Here is a 17170-nt window from a genome sequence, read left to right on the forward strand (position 1 = left end):
ACGCCTGGGATGCACTGGCTGGCCCTCGACTAGCGCGAAGCCGATGTCCTATCGAACTTCAGCGTCGCGCCATCGATAAGCCGCATCCACGACTCGTCGCGCCTGAGCTTCACGTCGGCCCAGAAGGTCAGGTCGCGCGGGTTTTCAGGTGACTTGGCAAGCGGCACGTTGATGCCCAGTTCGAACTTGTTCGGGTTCCCGGCGAGGGCGAACTGCTGCATCGCGCGCATTTCACGCACGCCTTCTGGCGATAACGCGAGTACGTAGGTCGACACCGGCACGTCGGCGCTGAACCAGCCGGGCGATCGCGTATCGCGCACGGTTTGCAGCAGCGACAGGCCGAGTTGGCTCTTGCGTGACGGCCCATTGGTCGCGGCGAGCGACACGGTGAGCCGGCTCTTCGGGACGTTGAGCTCGAAGCCGTCCGGCAGGGACACGCGTACACGCACGTCGGCCGGGTCGAGCTGCGCGAGCGTCCGAGGCTTGAGCGACGACAGCCGCATTGCGGTGCTCAGCGGAATTGACGCGCACCCCGCCAGCACGAGTGTCGAGGCGAACAGAACGGCGAATAATGAGCGCATCTGGATCTCCCCCGAGGCGGATGCCGATTTGCAGGCTACCGCGGTCCGCGCGCTTGCGTCAGGGTCTCGGCCGCCGCATGACGTACTCGTGCGTGGTCTCGTCGACGATCGCGAAGCCCAGCCGTTCGTACAGCCGTCGCGCGGGATTGGCCTTGAGCACGCTGAGCTTCAGGCCGGCGCCGGCGGCGGTGGCTTCTTCGATCACCTGCTGCAGCAACATGCGGCCCATGCCCTTGCCCTGCAGCTCGGGGCCGAGCTGGATCTGGATGACCTCCCATTCCTCCGGCGCGCGGCGGACCTTCAGCAGGCCGACGGGGCGGCCGTCGAGTTCGAGCACGCACGCGTGCTCGAAGCCGTAGCGCAGGCGCGCGAAATGGTGCGCCTCCGAGGTGTCGGCGCCGGTGGCGGCGAGGTGCGCGTCCATGGTCTGGCGGCGCAGCGCCAGCAGGAACGGGACGTCGGCTTCGGTGGCGGGGCGGGACGTGAGCGGCAGGGCGGCGGTCATGCGGTAGGTCCATGATGGCGCGGCGCGAGTCTTGTGCAGGCGGCGCATGGGCGCCGTGGAGACCCAGGGCGTCGGGAGGACGACGGTGGCGACGAGGATGTCGGCATCGCGTGCGTTCGACATGCCCCGCGCCATTCGCGCGCGAGCGGATGCGGCGATACCCCCAGTGTGGCGAATGACGGCGTGTGGCGGTGCCGAGCCGCGGCGATGGCCAGCGCGGGCGTATCGCCCAGCGCTCATCCCGTTGGCGCTCCTGCGGCGACGGCGTGCCCAGCCCTGCAGGGGGCCGCTGCGAGCAGCGCACGATGCGCGCGACAAATGCGTTTCCTTGCACGCCGCGCACCGGCATCATGCGCGCCTTGCGGCGCCGGCCCTGGCGCCACCACAGGGGACACATGAGGACGATGCTTCTCGCCATGGCCTGCGCCATGGCGCTCGCCGGTTGCGGCCAGAACGACGTCACGCCGATCGGCATGGCCGCGACGGCGGGGCAGTGCGCGAAGGACACCGACTGCAAGGGCGAGCGCATCTGCGAGGCGGGGCGCTGCACGATTCCGTCGACGCCGCCGCTCGCGGCCGCGGTGGCGGCGAAGCCCGCCGGCGCGTCCGAGCCCGCGCCTACCAGGCCTGCAGTCGCATTGCTGGCCGCGCTGCGCCTTAAGCCGGGCACCTACGAGCGCGAGGGCGAGGCTGACGTCGCGGTGCAGGGCTATGTCGACGCCGGGCTGGTGCCCGCGAAGGCCGATGCGCGCGTGGACTACAGCGACTACCGGCTGCTGCGGAAGCCAGCCACGCTGCTGGGCCACGACCTCGTCGGGCTGGACGAGGAATACATGGTCGAGCACATCGGCTGCTGCGTGTCCGAAGGCATGGCCGTCGCGCTTCGCCTGCGCCCGGATGGCGAGGATCTCGATGCGTTCGCGAGGTCGAACGGCTGCAGCCTTCAGTCGGAGGCCGACAGCTACACGCTCGAACAACTGTTCCTGCTCGGCCTGCCGAAGGCGCCGGCCGGCACCTACACCGTGCTCCAGTGCAAGGCGCGCGACGCGGTGAGCGACGACGGGGAGTGAGGCGCCGGGCTTGATCCTGCGCGACCGCCCACAGGTTGCGGGCGCGCGTGATTCAGACCCGCCCGCGCGGGTGAGCCACGTCGCGGTTTGCGCATCCGGCCCGTGATTCGCGCGCAAACCCGGTCCGCATCGCTAAAGCCGCCGCTGCGGGGGCCGATGCTGGGAAGGCAATCGTGAGCATTTCCCCCGCCAGCACCGATCCGGTTCTCGCCCGCATGGGCGAACTCCTGGACACCCCCATCGCCAGCGAGCTCGACGTCCTCGAGATCGTGCGGCACGGGCTGACGTGCGCGATGTGGGCATCGCTGCAGTCGCAGTGCCCGCTGCCGCGCGACCTGTTCGTGCCCAGCGACGCGGTGCGGCTGATCGTCGCGCTGGACCGCCGTTTCTCGCCCGCGCAGTCGGACCTGATCCTGCGCGCCGTGCGCCTCGTCGCGCAGGCCCGGGAAGCGCTGGGCTCGCTGCAGGCCGCGCGCGACTGGCTGGACGCGCGCCAGGACCTGCTGCCTAGCTGCGCGCCGGTGTCGCCGTGGAGGCTCGCCAGCTGCGAGGCCGGCGCGCGGCTGTGCCAGTCACTGCTGGGCCTGGGTACCGCGAGCGTGGCGCCGATGGCCCTGCCGAAGCCGGCGCCTGCCATCGACGTCGACGCGCTGGTCCGCGAACAGGCCGGCATGAGCGATCACGACCTCGACTGGGCCGCCGCGTTGGAAGAGCAACGGACCGCTGGCCTGCCCGAAGTGGCGTCGTCCGACGCGGTAGGTGCGGACGTGGACGTCGATGCGCTGATGGCCGACGTCGCGATGGACCCGCATGCCGCCGACTGGGCCGCCGCGCTCGCCGAACAACGCAACGCCGAGCACGGCGAAGAAGCGGTGGTCGACGCCGACGACATCCTCGCCGACGTGCAGCGGCAGCAGGCGACGTGGCAGACCGGCGCGTCGGTCGACCAGGTGGTCGGCCGCGCCGAGCACCAGGGGCTGGTGGCGGGACGCTAGTCCATTCAGGCGCTTGGGGAGATCGTCCCAATCAAGGGCCGGCTCCGTGTCGACCCGACGAGACGCCGGCTGCTAAGGCCGGTGCGCTGTGTTGCCGCGGGTTGATGGACGCACGGCCCCGCCAAGCGTGCCTACCGTAAAGTGCTGTCGCGCTACTGCAACCGCAGGTGGTCGCTTCGCCGTCTCGCCCAGAACCTCGATACTTAGGTCAAGCGCAGCGATGCCGCAACGCTTAGCTGATCGCAGGTGTATCAACCGCCATTCGGCGCGACCGTCACCGTAAGCCCCATCTCGCCGATCTTCATGCTGGCCGGCACGCCGGGCTTCACCACGACGGTCGGCGAGATGCTGCCGTGCGCCGAATCCACCGCCGCGACGACTTCGATCCTGTCCGCCGCCAGTTCCCGCACCGTCAGTGCAAGCCTGTATCCCGTCGCACCCGTCACCTCCATCGACGCGGGCTCCGCGTCGCGGACCACGACCGACGGTGCCGCGAAGACCTCGCCCTGGTGCGACAGCTCGACAGCCACGGCGTAAGGCCCCGATGCCCGGGCAGCGAAGGGCGCGAGGGCCGAGGCCAGCAGTACGGCAGCGGCAAGAGCCGTTCGAGCGTTCATATCTTTCCCTGTAATGACTGGACGGGTGGGTCGAGCCGCACCTTGAGCTGCCGCGGCCTGCAGCGCTGGATTATGGGGCGGCTCGGCCTGCACGGCAGCATGTGCATCGATTTCGCAGGCGATGGCAGCGGGATCCTCGTCGGCGACCTGAATAAGCGAGACGACCCCTCCGTCGCGAAGGATTCGCGTCGATTTCGGCCGCGCTGCGGTCGCCGTCGCGCCCAAGGGCCGCACGTCGCGGTGGCGACGACGGATTCATTGCCGGCCGCCGCCACGCCAGGACGAGTCCTGCATGTGCGCGCTTTAGGCAGGTCGCGACGGCACGTGGCGCGGTCGGTGGCAGGCGTGATGCGCGCGTCAGCCCGCCACGCCCAGCGCCGGCGGCAGCGGCTTGCCGCCGCGCCGCGCGGGCGTGGCCTCGATCATCGCGATGATGCTGTGCGCGAGTTCCTTCTCGGCGATCACCGCGGCGTCGGCGCCGTTGCTGATCAGGTGGCTCGCGCCGTCCTCGGTATGCGCACGGCCGATGATGGTGATCCCCGGCGACTGCTTGCGCATGCAGTCGGCGACGGCGCCGGCCTCGAGCGCGGTCGGCACGGCGACGATCGCGAAGCCCGCGTTGTCCACGTGCGCCTCGCGCAGCGTGCGCACGTCGGCACCGTTGCCGGTCACCGCGAGGTAGCCGTCGGCGCGTGCCTCGTCGCTGCGATGGCTGTCCGCGTCGACCACCACCGCCGTCATGCCGAGCGACGACAGCAGGGGAGCGAGCTCGCGCCCGACACGGCCGTAGCCGACCACCAGCACGTGTCCCGCGATATCCGCCGGCAGCGGCGCGACCGCATCGGCCTGCGCGCGCGCGCGGGCATCGCGGCGCGCCTTGCGGCGGTCCAGCACAGCGAACAGGAAGGGATTGACGACGATCGAGATGATCGCGCCGGCGAGGACCAGGTCCTGGCCGTCCTTGGGCAGCACCTTCAGCTGCAGGCCCAGCGTGGCGAGGATGAAGGAGAACTCGCCGATCTGCGCGAGGCTGGCGGCGATCAGCAGCGCGGTGTTGTTGTCGCGCCCAAACGCGCGGACGATGCCGTAGGCGGCCACCGACTTGCCGAGGATGATGATCAGCGTGGTGACCACCACCTCGACCGGGCGCTCGACCAGGATCATCGGGTCGAGCAGCATGCCCACCGAGACGAAGAACAGCACCGCGAAGGCGTCGCGCAGGGGCAGCGTCTCGTTGGCGGCCTGGTGGCTGAACTCGGATTCGTTGAGCACCATGCCGGCGAAGAACGCACCCAGCGCGAACGACACGCCGAACAGCGCGGCCGAGCCGAACGCCACGCCCAGCGCGATCGCCAGAACGCACAGCGTGAACAGCTCGCGGTTGGCCATGCGCACGATGCGGTCGAGCAGCCACGGGATGACCCGTCGGCCGACGATCAGCATGAAGGCGACGAACGCGCCGACTTTCGCCAGCGTGAGCAGCAGCGCCTGCCAGAGCGGCTTGGGCTCGCCCGCGGACGCATCGCCCGCCAGCGCTGGCAGCAGCACCAGCGCGAGCACCATCGCGATGTCCTCGACGATCAGCCAGCCCACGGCGATCTGACCGCGCGTGGTGTCCACGAGCCGGCGTTCCTCCAGCGCGCGCAGCAGCACCACGGTGCTGGCCACCGACAGCGCGAGACCGAAGATCAGGCCCGCCATGTCCGACCAGCCGAGCCAGCGCGCGAGGCCCCAGCCCATCGCCGTGGCGACCGCGATCTGCACCACCGCGCCCGGCAGCGCGATGTTCTTCACCTTCATCAGGTCGGCCAACGAGAAGTGCAGGCCGACGCCGAACATCAGCAGGATCACGCCGATCTCGGCCAGCTGCGGCGCCAGCGCGCTGTCGCCGACGAAGCCGGGCGTGAAGGGGCCGACCGCGACGCCGGCGAGCAGGTAGCCCAGGAGCGGAGGCAGCCGGAAACGCTGCGCGACCGCGCCGAAGACGAAGGCCAGGACGAAGCCGCCCACCAGTAATGCGATCAGCGAGGTGTGGTGCACGTTCGGGTCTCTCCACTGCGGGCCCCCGCCGCGACGACGCCGGGCCGATGGGCGGAGATTGGGGGAGCGCTATTTTCACCCGGGACGGGCGCGACGCATTCACATTCCGCGGCACATGTGTGGCGACACACGGCGGAACCGGGCGCGCGAAGCGCGCAAGACGCCGCAACGGCGGACCTGCACGCTACTCGCGGGCATCGGAAAAACGGTGTCGTCGCCGCGTGCGTGCGAATGGCTGCAGCGAGATCAGGGCCGCAGCAGTCGCGCCTCCAACCGGCCCGCGCGGATGCGCACCCACAGGCGCACGGTCGCACCCGGCCTCCAGCGCCGCTGCAGGCGCCGCAGCGCGGCCGGGGAGGCCTCCCATTCGATGTCCAGCGGCACTTCGGTCGGCGCATGGCCGACGGTCGACCACGGGCTCAGGCGCAGGCGCGCCGTCCAGCGCCGCTCACCCGCGCGGCGCCAGGCGCAGACGCCCTCGGGCCCCACGGTGCCCTGCACCCGTTGCGGCAGTGCCGCCGCCAGCCGCTTCCAGCATTCGACGAGCATCGCGCCCCGGCGTCACTCGGGCAGGCCGGCCGCCTCCGGCTGGTACAGCACGCCGGTGACGCGCAGGCGCACGGTACGGTCGCCCGGCATCGGCCAGTCGATCGCATCGCCCGTGCGCAGGCCCAGCAGCGCCGCGCCCACCGGCGCGAGCACCGACACGCTGTCCGCGCCGCCGGTCTCGTTCGGGTAGACCACGCGCACGGTGCGCTCGGCCCCGGTGCTCTCGTCGAGCACGGTGACGCTGGAATTCATGGTCACCACGTCGGGCGGCATGTCCTGCGGCTCGCGCAGCTCGGCGCGCGCGATCTCCTCGCCCAGCAGTTCCGCGGTCTCGTTGCCGGCGGCCGAGGGGCTCGCGATCAGCGCCTCCAGGCGTCGCGCGTCGCGTGCCGACATGATCAGGCGGGGCGTGGTCTGCGAATTCATCGCGGGTCTCCATGTGAAAAAGGGCCCGGTGCTGACCGGGCCCACTGTGGGGGAACCGTACTCCGCCCATGTCGCCGGATGCAAGGCTCGACGTCGCCGCACGGCCTCTCGGCACGGCCGTGGGGAGGCCGCATGTGCCAGGTGCGTGTCAGCCGACCATCGGCAGGCCCAGCGGCCGGCGCGTGCCGTCGATGCCCATGCCGTACATCAGGCTACGCGCGATGCGGCGCGCATGGTCGAGCGCGAGTTCGGCATCGGTGGGGGCGAGTTCGGCGCGCACCGTCGATTCCCACAGCGCCAGCCAATCGGCGAAGTGCTCGGCGCGGATCGGGTGCGGGCGGTGCATGGCCATCGGCCGCCCGCGGTAGCTCGCGCTGCCCAGCAGCACCGACGACCAGAAGCGCACCAGCGTGGCCTTGTGGTCGGGCCAGTCGTGCACGGCCGGGTTGAATACCGGGCCGAGGGTGGGATGCGCCTGCACGGCCTCGTAGAAACGGTCGACGACGCGCGCGATGTCGGCTTCGGTAAGGGTGGTCTCGCTCATGGCGTCCATTGTCCGCCGGTGCGCTGTACCACGCATGGACGCCGCGCCCGACGTCGGACACGCATCGCCGCGGCTGCCGTTGCTACGCTCGCCGCCTGCCTTCCGGAGGTCCGCATGCGCCGCTCGCCCCTGTTCCTCGCCTGCCTGATGCCCACGCTCGCCCTGGCGCAGGCCGCGCCGCCCGCCGACAAGGCGGACCTGTACGACATCGGCACCGCGCCCAGCGCTGCGCGCATCGAGGCCGACGTGCGCAAGCTGGTGTCGTTCGGCACGCGCCACACGCTGTCGGACCAGACCTCGGAAACGCGCGGCATCGGCGCGGCCACGCGCTGGATCCACGACGAATTCGAGCGCATCTCGAAGGCCTGCGGCGGCTGCCTCGAAGTGCGCTACGTGCGCGGCACCGTGCAGGGCGAGCCGCGCATTCCCGGTCCGCTCGAAGTCACCAGCGTGATCGCGATTCAGCGCGGCACGTCCGACCCGGACCGCTACGTGATGATGAGCGGCGACATCGATTCGCGGGTCACCGACGTCATGAACGCGACGGCCGACGCGCCGGGCGCCAACGACAATGCCTCGGGCATGGCCGGCACGCTGGAGGCCGCGCGCGTGCTGACGAAGTACCGGTTCCTCGGCTCGATCGTCTACGCGGCGCTCTCGGGCGAGGAGCAGGGGCTGTTCGGCGGCCGATTCGTCGCCGCGGAAGCGAGGAAGAACGGCTGGCGCATCGAGGCCGTGCTCAACAACGACATGATCGGCAACTCGGCCGGCCTCACCGGCGTGGTCGACAACACCACGGCGCGCGTGTTCTCCGAGGGCACGCGCATCGTGGAGACGGCCGACGAGGCGAAGCAGCGCCGCTTCGAGGGCGGTGAGATGGACTCGCCCTCGCGCAACCTCGCGCGCTACATCGATCGCATGGCGGGCTACGTGCCCAATCTGGACGTGATGATGGTCTACCGCCTCGACCGTTTCGGCCGCGGCGGCCATCACCGCCCGTTCAACGAGGCCGGATATCCGGGCGTGCGCGTCATGGAAACCAACGAGAACTACGACCGCCAGCACCAGGACCTGCGCACCGAGAACGGCCGCGTCTACGGCGACACCATCGAAGGCGTGGACTTCGCCTATGCCGCCAAGCTCACCGCGCTCAATGCGGTGAGCCTGGCCGGCATGGCCTGGGCGCCGCCGCCGCCGGCCAGCGTGAAGATCGAAGGCGCGGTGACCGCCGACACCACGCTCAAATGGACGCGCCCGACGGCCAAACAGGCGCCGAACCTCGCGGGCTACAAGGTGTACTGGCGTCTCACCACCGAGCCGACGTGGACGCATTCGCGCTGGGTCGGCAACGTCGATGCGTACACGCTGAAGAACACCGTCATCGACAACTACTTCTTCGGCGTCGCCGCGGTCGCGAAGGACGGCACCGAAAGCCCGGTGGTGTTCCCCGGCGCGGCGGGCAGCTTCGGCGGTTACTGAAGCCGCCTGGCGAGCGATCGAAGCACGCCGCCGGCGCCCCGGCGGCGTCACCGGACGACTACGGCCGCTTGGCGGGCCGCGTGGTAACTTCGGGCGCTCTTTCCAGCCTCGAAAGCGCCATGGCCCACCCAGCTTCTCTGCTGCCCGACGTCATCCGCCAGGACAAGCCCGCCATCCTCGACGACTGGCGTCACGAGCTGGAGCAGACCGCCAGCGCGCTGCGCGGACGGGTCACCAAGGAGGAGCTCGGCGCCCGCGGCGCGGAGATGCTCGACCATCTCGCGCAGGCCGTCTCCACCGGCGCCGACGGCACCACGCAGGCCGACTTCGCGGTGCTCGACCGCTTCTTCGACGAGTTCGCCCGCGACCGCGTGCTGCAGGGCTTCAACGCCGAGGAAACCGCGACCTTCGTGCTCTCGCTCAAGCGCCCGGTGTTCGCGCGGCTGCGCGATCGCGCCGAGCCCGCCGCACTGGCCGACGCGCTATGGGACGCGACGCAGCTCGTCGACAAGCTCGCGCTGCGCTGCGTGGGCGCGTTCCAGCGCATGCGCGAAGCGGTGATCGAGCGCCAGCAGGCCGAGCTGCTCGAGCTGTCCACCCCGGTGGTGAAGCTGTGGGACGGCGTGCTGGCGCTGCCGATCATCGGCACGCTCGATTCGGCCCGCACGCAGACCATGATGGAGACGCTGCTGACGCGCATCGCCGACACCGGCTCGGCGATCGCGATCATCGACATCACCGGCGTGCCCACCGTGGACACGCTGGTCGCGCAGCACCTGATCAAGACGGTCACGGCGATCCGCCTGATGGGCGCCGAATGCATCATCAGCGGCGTGCGTCCGCAGATCGCGCAGACGATCGTCCACCTCGGCGTGGACCTCGGCAACGTCACCACCAAGGCCAACCTGGCCGATGCGCTGGCGCTCGCGCTCACGCGCACCGGCCTGTCGGTCGCCAAGACCGTGCGCGCCTGACGTGGACCGCATCCCCATCCTGCGCATGGGTGACGTGCTGCTCGTCACCATCCAGGTCGACATGCACGACCGCATCGCGCTGCAGTTGCAGGACGACCTCACCCGCATGATCGAGCGCACCGGCGCGCGCGGCGTGGTGATCGACATCTCCGCACTGGAGATGGTCGATTCCTTCATCGGCCGCCTGATCGCCGACACCTCGGCGATGAGCCGCGTGCTCGACGCCGCGACGGTGGTGGTAGGCATGCGGCCGGCGGTCGCGATCACGCTGGTCGAACTCGGCGTGGCGATGCCGGGCGTCAAGACCGCACTGGACGTCGAGAAGGGACTCGCGCTGCTGCAGGCGGAACGGCCTGCGGACGGCAACGAATGAGCGCGACCTCCGGAACGCTTCCGCTGCGCAGCGAGCAGGACATCGTGCTCGCGCGCCAGCATGTCCGGCAGCAGGCGCTGCACCTCAAGTTCTCGCTGGTCGACCAGACCAAAATGGTCACCGCCGCGAGCGAGCTCGCGCGCAACGCGCTGGTCTACGGCGGCGGCGGCGACATGGAATGGGAGATCGTGCACGACGGCCCGCGCACCGGCCTGCGCCTCGCCTTCGTCGACCAGGGGCCCGGCATTGCCGACCTCGCGCTCGCGCTGACCGACGGCTGGACCTCGGGCAATGGCCTGGGGCTGGGCCTGACGGGCACGCGGCGCCTGGTCAACGACTTCGAACTGCACAGCGTTCCGGGCGAGGGCACGCGGGTGGTCATCACCCGGTGGAAGTGATGGACGCGGACACCGGGCTCTGGCAGGTGGCGGAGATCGACGACGCCACCCAGGTCGGCGCGGCGCGCCGCATGGCCGCACGCCTGGCCGAATACGCCGGGCTCGACGACACCCGCGCCGGGCAGCTCGGGCTGGTGGTGGTGGAACTCGCCACCAACCTGTTCAAGCACGCCCGCCAGGGCCGCCTGTTCCTGCGCGCCGAAGGCGAGGGCGACTCGGCGGTGATCGACGTCGTCGCCGTCGACCAGGGGCCCGGCATGGACCTGGAGCGTTGCTTCCGCGACGGCTTCTCGACCGGCGGCACCAGCGGCACCGGCCTCGGCGCCGTGCGTCGCGTCGCCACCCTGTTCGATGCGTATTCCGATGCGCGCGGCAGCGTGCTGTTCGCGCGGCTGGGCACGATGCCCGGCCCGCGCCGCGGCTCGGTCGCGCTGGCCATCCGCGGCGAGCTGGAAAGCGGCGACCGCTGGCAGTTCCTGCCCACGCCGCGCGGCTGGTCGGCCGCCGTGGTCGACGGGCTCGGCCACGGCGCCGAGGCCGCGCGCGCCTCCGACATCGTGGCCCGCGAGCACGCGGCGCTGCCGGAATCGCCGGCGCACTGCCTCGCGCTGGCGCACGAGCGCAGCCGCGCCGGCCGCGGCGCCGCCGCCTCGATCGTCGCCTACGACGCGGGTGCCGCGAGCCTCGTGCACGCCGGCGTGGGCAACGTCGCGGTGTCGGTGGTCGGGCTGGAGGACGGGCGCGGGCTGGCCAGCCAGAACGGCACGCTCGGCGCCGCCTGCCCGGCGGTGCGCGAGCAGCGCATCGACGCGCCGCGACGCTCGCTGGTGGTCATGCACAGCGACGGGCTGAGCTCGCGCTGGTCGATACGCACCCATGCCGGCCTGCGCTCGCGCCATCCGCAGGTGATCGCCGCGGCGCTGTTCCGCGACGCCTGGCGCGTGCGCGACGACGCCACGGTGCTCGTGGTCGAAACAGGAGAGGCGGCATGAACGAGCTGTCGGAGCTGCAAGCGCATCTCGCGGCCGCGCGGGCGCAGGTGGAGGCGCTCAACGCCGAACTCGCCGAGACCAACAACGGCGTGCTCGCGCTGTATTCCGAACTGGACCAGCAGGCCGAGGAACTGCGGCAGGTTTCCGAGCTCAAGAGCCGGTTCCTGTCGTACATGAGCCACGAGTTCCGCACGCCGCTGGTGTCGATCCAGAGCATGGCGCGGCTGCTGCTCGACCGCCTCGACGGCCCGCTCGAGCCCGAGCAGGAGCGCCAGGTCGGCTTCATCCAGCAGGCCGCGGGCGAGCTGAGCGAGATGGTCGACGACCTGCTCGACCTCGCCAAGGTCGAGGCCGGGCGCATCACCATCTCGCCCGACTGGTTCGAGCTGATCGACCTGTTCTCGGCGCTGCGCGGCATGTTCCGCCCGATCGCCACCAGCGGCGAGGTCGCGGTGGTGTTCGAGGAGCCGGTCGGCGTGCCGGCGATGTTCTCGGACAACCAGAAGGTCGCGCAGATCCTGCGCAACTTCATCTCCAATGCGTACAAGTTCACCGAGCAGGGCTCGATCATCGTGTCGGCACGGAAGGAGGGCGAGGCGATGATCCGCTTCTCCGTCGCCGACACCGGCGTCGGCATCGCGCCGCAGGATCTCGACCACCTGTTCGAGGACTTCGTGCAGCTGCGCTCGGCGCGCAGCCATCGCGGCACCGGCCTCGGTCTGTCGCTGTGCCGGCGCTTCGCCGAGCTGCTGGGGGGGCGCGTCGAGGTGGAGAGCACGCCGGGCGTGGGCTCCACCTTCCATGCGATCCTTCCGTGCGTGCCGCCGGCCGTCCCGGAGGGCAGCGAGGAGGACATGCCGTGATCGGCCAGATCAAGGTCGAGCGCCCCATCCTGGTGGTCGACGACACCAATTCCACGCGCTACTCGACCGCGCGCATCCTGCGCGCCGCGGGCGTGGAAGTGATCGAGGCCACCAGCGGCCAGCATGCCATCGAGCTCGCGTCGCGCTGCGGCGCCGTGGTGCTGGACGTCAACCTGCCCGACATCGACGGCTTCGAGGTCTGCCGGCGCCTGCGCGCGGGCGCGCTCAACGCACGCGTGCCGGTCATCCACCTCTCGGCGCAGCGCCTGCGCGACGAGGACAAGATCCTCGGCCTGGAGTCGGGCGCAGACGCCTACCTCACGCATCCGGTGGAACCCGGCGTGCTGGTGGCGACCATCAACGCGCTGCTGCGCGCGCGTGCGGCCGAGCACGCCGAGATGCGCTCGCGCGAGCGCTTCGAGGCGATCTTCCGCACCGCGCCGGTCGGCATCGCGCTGGTGTCCGACGACGGCGCGCTGCGCGACAGCAACACCGAGATGCACCGCATCTTCGACACCGGCGAGGGCGATGGCGAGGCCGCGCTGCGCGAGCGCCTGCAGGACGTGATCGCGCAATGCGCGACCGCGGTGGACGGAAGCCGCGAGCCCACGGTGGTCACGCTGTCGCGCGCCGATCGCGCGGTCTATCTCGACTGCCGCATCGCCGCGCTCGACGACGGCACGCGCCTTCTGATCGTGGTCGACACGACGACCAAGCACCAGCTGGAAGTCGAGCGCGAACGCCTGTTCGAGAGCGAGCGCAGCGCGCGCCGACAGGCCGAGGAGGCCAGTCTCGCCAAGGATTCCTTCCTCGCGCTGCTCTCGCACGAGCTGCGCAATCCGCTGGCGCCGATCAGCTCGGCCGCCAAGCTGCTGCAGATGGCGCCCGGCGACGCGACCGTCGTCGATCGTGCCAGCGGCGTGATCGTGCGGCAGGTGCGTCACATGAAGGAGCTGGTCGACGACCTGATGGACGTCTCGCGCGTGACGCGCGGGCTGGTCGAGCTCGAGCGCCTGCCGCTCGAACTGCGTCCGGTGCTGGAGCAGGCGGTCGAGCAGGTGCGCCCGTTGCTGGAATCGCGCGGCCATGCGTTCGAGGTCGTGGTGCCCGACACACCCGTGGTGGTCGACGGCGACCGCACGCGGCTGGTGCAGGTAGTGGCAAACCTGTTGAACAACGCGGCCAAGTACACGCCGCCGGGCGGGCGGATCTCGCTCGCGCTGGAACGCATGGGCGACGCCGCGGTGATCCGCGTGCACGACAGCGGCGTGGGCATCTCCGCGACGCTGCTGCCGCACATCTTCGAGCTGTTCACCCAGGCCGAGCGCACGCCCGACCGCGCGCAGGGCGGGCTGGGCGTCGGCCTCGCGCTGGTGCGCAGCGTGGTCAAGCTGCACGGCGGTCGGGTCGAGGCCGCGAGCCCGGGCGAAGGCGCGGGCAGTACGTTCACCGTAAGCCTTCCGCTGGGCAGCGACGCCGCCGCCCCGGTGCCCGAGCGCAGCCTGTCGGGCCGCCGCTTCGAGGCGCGCGACGTGCTCCTGGTGGACGACAACGCCGATGCCGCGGCCACGCTGGCCGAGGTTCTGCGGCTGGCCGGCCATCGCGTGCACGTGGCGCACGACGCCGATACCGCGCTGGCCGTCGCCCGCGACCCGGAAGCCCGCTTCGATACGTTCGTGCTCGACATCGGCCTGCCGGGCATGACCGGCTACACGTTGTCCGAGCACCTGCGCGACGATCCGCGCTGGGCCGACGCGGTGTTCGTCGCACTGACCGGCTACGGCCAGGAAACCGACCACGAGCGTTCGCGCGCAGCCGGGTTCGATCGGCACCTGGTCAAGCCGGTGCGCGAGCTCGACCTGCTGGAAGAGCTCAACGCATTGGCGGCCGCGCGCGTGGCCGGCTGAGCCGGCTCAGCCGCGCTCGCGCTCGCGCGCGATCGCGCGCCAGCCGATGTCGTGGCGGTGGAATTCGCCGTCCCAGGAAATGCCAGCCACCAGCGCATACGCACGGCGCTGCGCCTCGGCGACCGTGTCGCCCAGCGCGCAGCAGCACAGCACGCGGCCGCCCGCGGTTTCCACGTGCTCGCCGACCAGCTTCGTCCCGGCGTGGAAGACCTTGCTGCCCGGTTCCTCGGGCACGTCCCACTGGTTGATGACGTCGCCGGTGCGCGGCGCGTCGGGATAGTTCGCCGCCGCCATCACCACGCCGAGCGAGGCGCGCGGATCCCACTCGGCCTGCACGCCGTCGAGGCGGCCGTCGATGGCGGCATCGACGAGGTCGAGCAGGTCGCTGGCCAGGCGCAGCATCACCGGCTGCGTTTCGGGGTCGCCGAAGCGCACGTTGAACTCGATGACCTTCGGCGCGCCGCTCGCGTCGATCATCAGCCCCGCGTAGAGGAAGCCGGTGAACGGCACGCCGTCGGCCGCCATGCCGCGCACGGTGGGCTCGACGATCTCGCGCATCACGCGCGCGTGCACCTCGGGCGTCACCACCGGCGCCGGCGAATACGCGCCCATGCCGCCGGTGTTGGGACCGGTATCGCCATCGAACACGCGCTTGTGGTCCTGGCTGGTGGCCATCGGCAGCGCGGTCCTGCCGTCGACGATCGAGATGAAGCTGGCTTCCTCGCCGTCGAGGAATTCCTCGATGACGACACGCGAGCCGGCGTCGCCGAACGCGTTGCCGGCGAGCATGTCGCGCACGGCGGCCTCGGCTTCCTCCAGCGTCATCGCGACGACCACGCCCTTGCCGGCCGCGAGGCCGTCGGCCTTGATGACGATCGGCGCGCCCATCTCCCGCACGTGGGCCAGCGCCCTCTCGACGTCGTCGTGCACCGCGTAGTGCGCGGTCGGGATGCCGTGGCGGGCGAGGAAATCCTTGGCGAAGGCCTTGCTGCCTTCCAGCTGCGCAGCGGCGGCGGTGGGCCCGAAGATGCGGTGGCCGGCGGCGCGGAAGCGGTCGACCACGCCCGCGACCAGCGGCGCCTCGGGGCCGACGATGGTGGTGGTCACGCCCTCGCGCTCGACCAGTGCGAGCAGGCCGTCGATATCGGTGGCGCGCACGTCGACGTTGCGGCATTTCGACTCGCGCGCGGTGCCCGCATTGCCGGGGGCGACGAGCACCTGCGAGATGCGCGGCGACTGCGCGAGCTTCCAGGCGAGCGCGTGCTCGCGGCCGCCGGAACCGATGACCAGAACCTTCATGCCGGTAATCCAACGCTTGCGAAACGCCGCATCTTACGGGAGCACTTCTCCGCGATCGACCGGCTGCTAGCATCGCCGGCCCTCGCACAAGCTTGGAATGCGCATGGCCAGCGGCCCGTCGATCATCGAAACCGTGCTGGGGCCGCCGGTCGGCCTGGTCAACACGGTGTTCTGGAACTACGTGCTGACCTATGGCCTGCTCGCCGTCGGCCTGTACTTCAGCGTGCGCCTGCGCGGCATCCAGCTGCGGCGCTTCCCGCACATGCTGCGAGTGATCGCGCGCGGCACCGGCGGCGACGCCAGCGGCATCTCGCCGTTCCAGGCGCTGTGCACGAGCCTCGCCTCGCGCGTGGGCACCGGCAACATCGCGGGCGTCGCCATCGCGATCGGCCTCGGCGGGCCGGGCGCGCTGTTCTGGATGTGGTGCACGGCCGCGCTCGGCATGGCCACCGCCTACGCCGAAAGCACGCTCGCGCAGCTCTACAAGGTGCGCGACGAGAGCGGCCAGTACCGCGGCGGCCCGGCGTACTACATGGAGCGCGGCCTGAAAAAGCGCTGGATGGGCCTCGCCTTCGCGCTGTCGCTGCTGCTGAGCTACGGCGCGATCTTCTCCAGCGTGCATGCCAACGCGATCGCGCAGTCGGCGGGCGCCGCGTTCGGGCTGGGGCAGGGCGTCATCGCCATCGCGCTGGTGCTGCTGACCGCGGCGATCATCTTCGGCGGCCTGCGTTCGGTGGCGCGCTTCTCCGAGTGGGTGGTGCCGATCATGGCGCTGGGCTACATCGGCCTCGCCGGCTGGGTGGTGGTCACGCACATCGACCGCGTGCCGGGGGTGCTGTCGCTGGTGCTGCGCAATGCGTTCGGGCTCGACGCGGCCGCGGGCGGCGTGCTCGGCGGCATCACCGCGGCGATGCTGCAGGGCGTGAAGCGCGGGCTCTACTCGAACGAGGCCGGCATGGGCAGCGCGCCCAACATCGCCGCGGCCGCCACGCCGGTGCCGCACCATCCGGCCAGCCAGGGGCTGGTGCAGTCGCTGGGCGTGTTCATCGACACGCTGCTGGTCTGCAGCGCCACCGGCTTCGTGATCCTGCTGTCGGGCGTGCCGCTCGACGCCGCCGACGGCGTGCTGCTCACCCAGCGCGCGATGACCGTGTTCTTCGGCGGCGCCGGCACCGTGTTCGTGGCGATCGCGCTGTTCTTCTTCGCCTTCACCACCATCATCGGCAACTACTCCTACGCCGAGAACAACCTGCTCTACCTCGGCGGGCGCCGCATCGGGCTGCTCGTGCTGCGGCTGGTGACGCTCGGCGTGATCACCTGGGGCGTGTACTCGAAGGTGCAGATCGTCTGGGACGCGGCGGATGCCTCGATGGCGATCATGTCGACCATCAACCTCGTCGCGATCCTGTTGCTCTCGGGTGTGGTGGTGCGGCTGACGCGCGATTACGACGCGCAACTCGCGGCAGGCCGCACGCCCGAGTTCGTGATCGCCGAGCATCCGTCGCTGGCGGACGGCGTGGACACGGAGATATGGCGGCCGCGGAATCGCTGAGCCAAC

The 17170-nt window shown here is 70.9% G+C and carries 18 protein-coding genes; 10 read left to right on the plus strand and 8 right to left on the minus strand.

All coding sequences use genetic code 11. From position 1 onward, the window contains the following. Positions 1 to 29: 29 nt before the first annotated feature. Positions 30 to 503, minus strand: coding sequence for a hypothetical protein (locus IE066_RS09450; protein WP_229790764.1), 474 nt, complete (start codon positions 501 to 503; stop codon positions 30 to 32). A 136-nt stretch (positions 504 to 639) separates the two neighbouring features. After that, positions 640 to 1209: a GNAT family N-acetyltransferase gene (locus IE066_RS09455; RefSeq protein WP_229790765.1), complete on the minus strand. Its 570-nt coding sequence runs from the start codon at positions 1207 to 1209 to the stop codon at positions 640 to 642. A 272-nt stretch (positions 1210 to 1481) separates the two neighbouring features. Here IE066_RS09455 and IE066_RS09460 point away from each other — a divergent pair, with 272 nt between their 5' ends. Together IE066_RS09460 and IE066_RS09465 are read left to right on the plus strand one after the other, a co-directional pair. Continuing rightward, a complete protein-coding gene (locus IE066_RS09460; protein WP_189449246.1) occupies positions 1482 to 2156 on the plus strand; it encodes a hypothetical protein in 675 nt (224 codons plus the stop codon). A 173-nt stretch (positions 2157 to 2329) separates the two neighbouring features. Next, positions 2330 to 3151 (plus strand): hypothetical protein, encoded by an 822-nt coding sequence (locus tag IE066_RS09465; RefSeq protein ID WP_189449248.1) that lies wholly within the window; start codon positions 2330 to 2332, stop codon positions 3149 to 3151. A 251-nt stretch (positions 3152 to 3402) separates the two neighbouring features. Here the strand turns inward: IE066_RS09465 and IE066_RS09470 are convergent, their stop codons facing one another. The 5 genes from IE066_RS09470 to IE066_RS09490 form a co-directional block, all read right to left on the minus strand. Continuing rightward, positions 3403 to 3993, minus strand: a complete 591-nt coding sequence (locus IE066_RS09470) for a hypothetical protein (protein WP_189449252.1) — start codon at positions 3991 to 3993, stop codon at positions 3403 to 3405. 132 nt (positions 3994 to 4125) lie between these two features. Continuing rightward, on the minus strand, positions 4126 to 5808 hold the full coding sequence (locus tag IE066_RS09475) for a monovalent cation:proton antiporter-2 (CPA2) family protein (RefSeq protein WP_189449254.1): 1683 nt from the start codon (positions 5806 to 5808) through the stop codon (positions 4126 to 4128). A gap of 246 nt (positions 5809 to 6054) precedes the next feature. After that, entirely contained in the window at positions 6055 to 6357 is a 303-nt protein-coding gene (locus IE066_RS09480) for a hypothetical protein (RefSeq protein ID WP_189449257.1), read from the minus strand. Between the two features lie 12 nt (positions 6358 to 6369). Then, positions 6370 to 6783 (minus strand): nucleoside diphosphate kinase regulator, encoded by a 414-nt coding sequence (rnk, locus tag IE066_RS09485; RefSeq protein WP_189449258.1) that lies wholly within the window; start codon positions 6781 to 6783, stop codon positions 6370 to 6372. Between the two features lie 148 nt (positions 6784 to 6931). Beyond that, a complete protein-coding gene (locus tag IE066_RS09490; protein ID WP_229790766.1) occupies positions 6932 to 7327 on the minus strand; it encodes a group III truncated hemoglobin in 396 nt (131 codons plus the stop codon). Positions 7328 to 7441: 114 nt separating this feature from the next. On the opposite strand from IE066_RS09490, the gene IE066_RS09495 reads away from it, so the two are divergent. The 7 genes from IE066_RS09495 to IE066_RS09525 all read left to right on the plus strand — a co-directional run bounded on the left by IE066_RS09495 (position 7442) and on the right by IE066_RS09525 (position 14313). Next, the gene (locus IE066_RS09495) at positions 7442 to 8806 is read left to right on the plus strand and encodes a M28 family metallopeptidase (protein WP_189449261.1); all 1365 of its coding nucleotides are present in this window, start codon (positions 7442 to 7444) and stop codon (positions 8804 to 8806) included. 119 nt (positions 8807 to 8925) lie between these two features. Then, on the plus strand, positions 8926 to 9780 hold the full coding sequence (locus IE066_RS09500; RefSeq protein ID WP_189449262.1) for an STAS domain-containing protein: 855 nt from the start codon (positions 8926 to 8928) through the stop codon (positions 9778 to 9780). Position 9781: 1 nt separating this feature from the next. Continuing rightward, positions 9782 to 10153 (plus strand): STAS domain-containing protein, encoded by a 372-nt coding sequence (locus IE066_RS09505; RefSeq protein ID WP_189449263.1) that lies wholly within the window; start codon positions 9782 to 9784, stop codon positions 10151 to 10153. After that, a complete protein-coding gene (locus IE066_RS09510; protein WP_189449264.1) occupies positions 10150 to 10551 on the plus strand; it encodes an anti-sigma regulatory factor in 402 nt (133 codons plus the stop codon). Before IE066_RS09505 ends, IE066_RS09510 begins: the two co-directional genes overlap by 4 nt. After that, on the plus strand, positions 10551 to 11543 hold the full coding sequence (locus IE066_RS09515) for an ATP-binding protein (RefSeq protein ID WP_189449265.1): 993 nt from the start codon (positions 10551 to 10553) through the stop codon (positions 11541 to 11543). Before IE066_RS09510 ends, IE066_RS09515 begins: the two co-directional genes overlap by 1 nt. Further along, positions 11540 to 12406, plus strand: a complete 867-nt coding sequence (locus IE066_RS09520) for a sensor histidine kinase (RefSeq protein WP_189449266.1) — start codon at positions 11540 to 11542, stop codon at positions 12404 to 12406. The genes IE066_RS09515 and IE066_RS09520 overlap by 4 nt, the downstream gene beginning before the upstream one ends. Then, positions 12403 to 14313: a hybrid sensor histidine kinase/response regulator gene (locus IE066_RS09525; RefSeq protein ID WP_189449268.1), complete on the plus strand. Its 1911-nt coding sequence runs from the start codon at positions 12403 to 12405 to the stop codon at positions 14311 to 14313. The genes IE066_RS09520 and IE066_RS09525 overlap by 4 nt, the downstream gene beginning before the upstream one ends. Positions 14314 to 14319: 6 nt before the next feature. Here the strand turns inward: IE066_RS09525 and purD are convergent, their stop codons facing one another. Then, the gene (gene purD / locus IE066_RS09530) at positions 14320 to 15612 is read right to left on the minus strand and encodes a phosphoribosylamine--glycine ligase (protein WP_189449270.1); all 1293 of its coding nucleotides are present in this window, start codon (positions 15610 to 15612) and stop codon (positions 14320 to 14322) included. Positions 15613 to 15709: 97 nt separating this feature from the next. Between purD and IE066_RS09535 the strand changes: the two genes are divergently transcribed. Continuing rightward, on the plus strand, positions 15710 to 17164 hold the full coding sequence (locus IE066_RS09535; RefSeq protein ID WP_229790767.1) for an alanine/glycine:cation symporter family protein: 1455 nt from the start codon (positions 15710 to 15712) through the stop codon (positions 17162 to 17164). The last annotated feature ends 6 nt before the right edge of the window (positions 17165 to 17170 follow it).

The organism is Cognatilysobacter xinjiangensis (genome assembly GCF_014651995.1).
GTDB lineage: Bacteria > Pseudomonadota > Gammaproteobacteria > Xanthomonadales > Xanthomonadaceae > Cognatilysobacter > Cognatilysobacter xinjiangensis.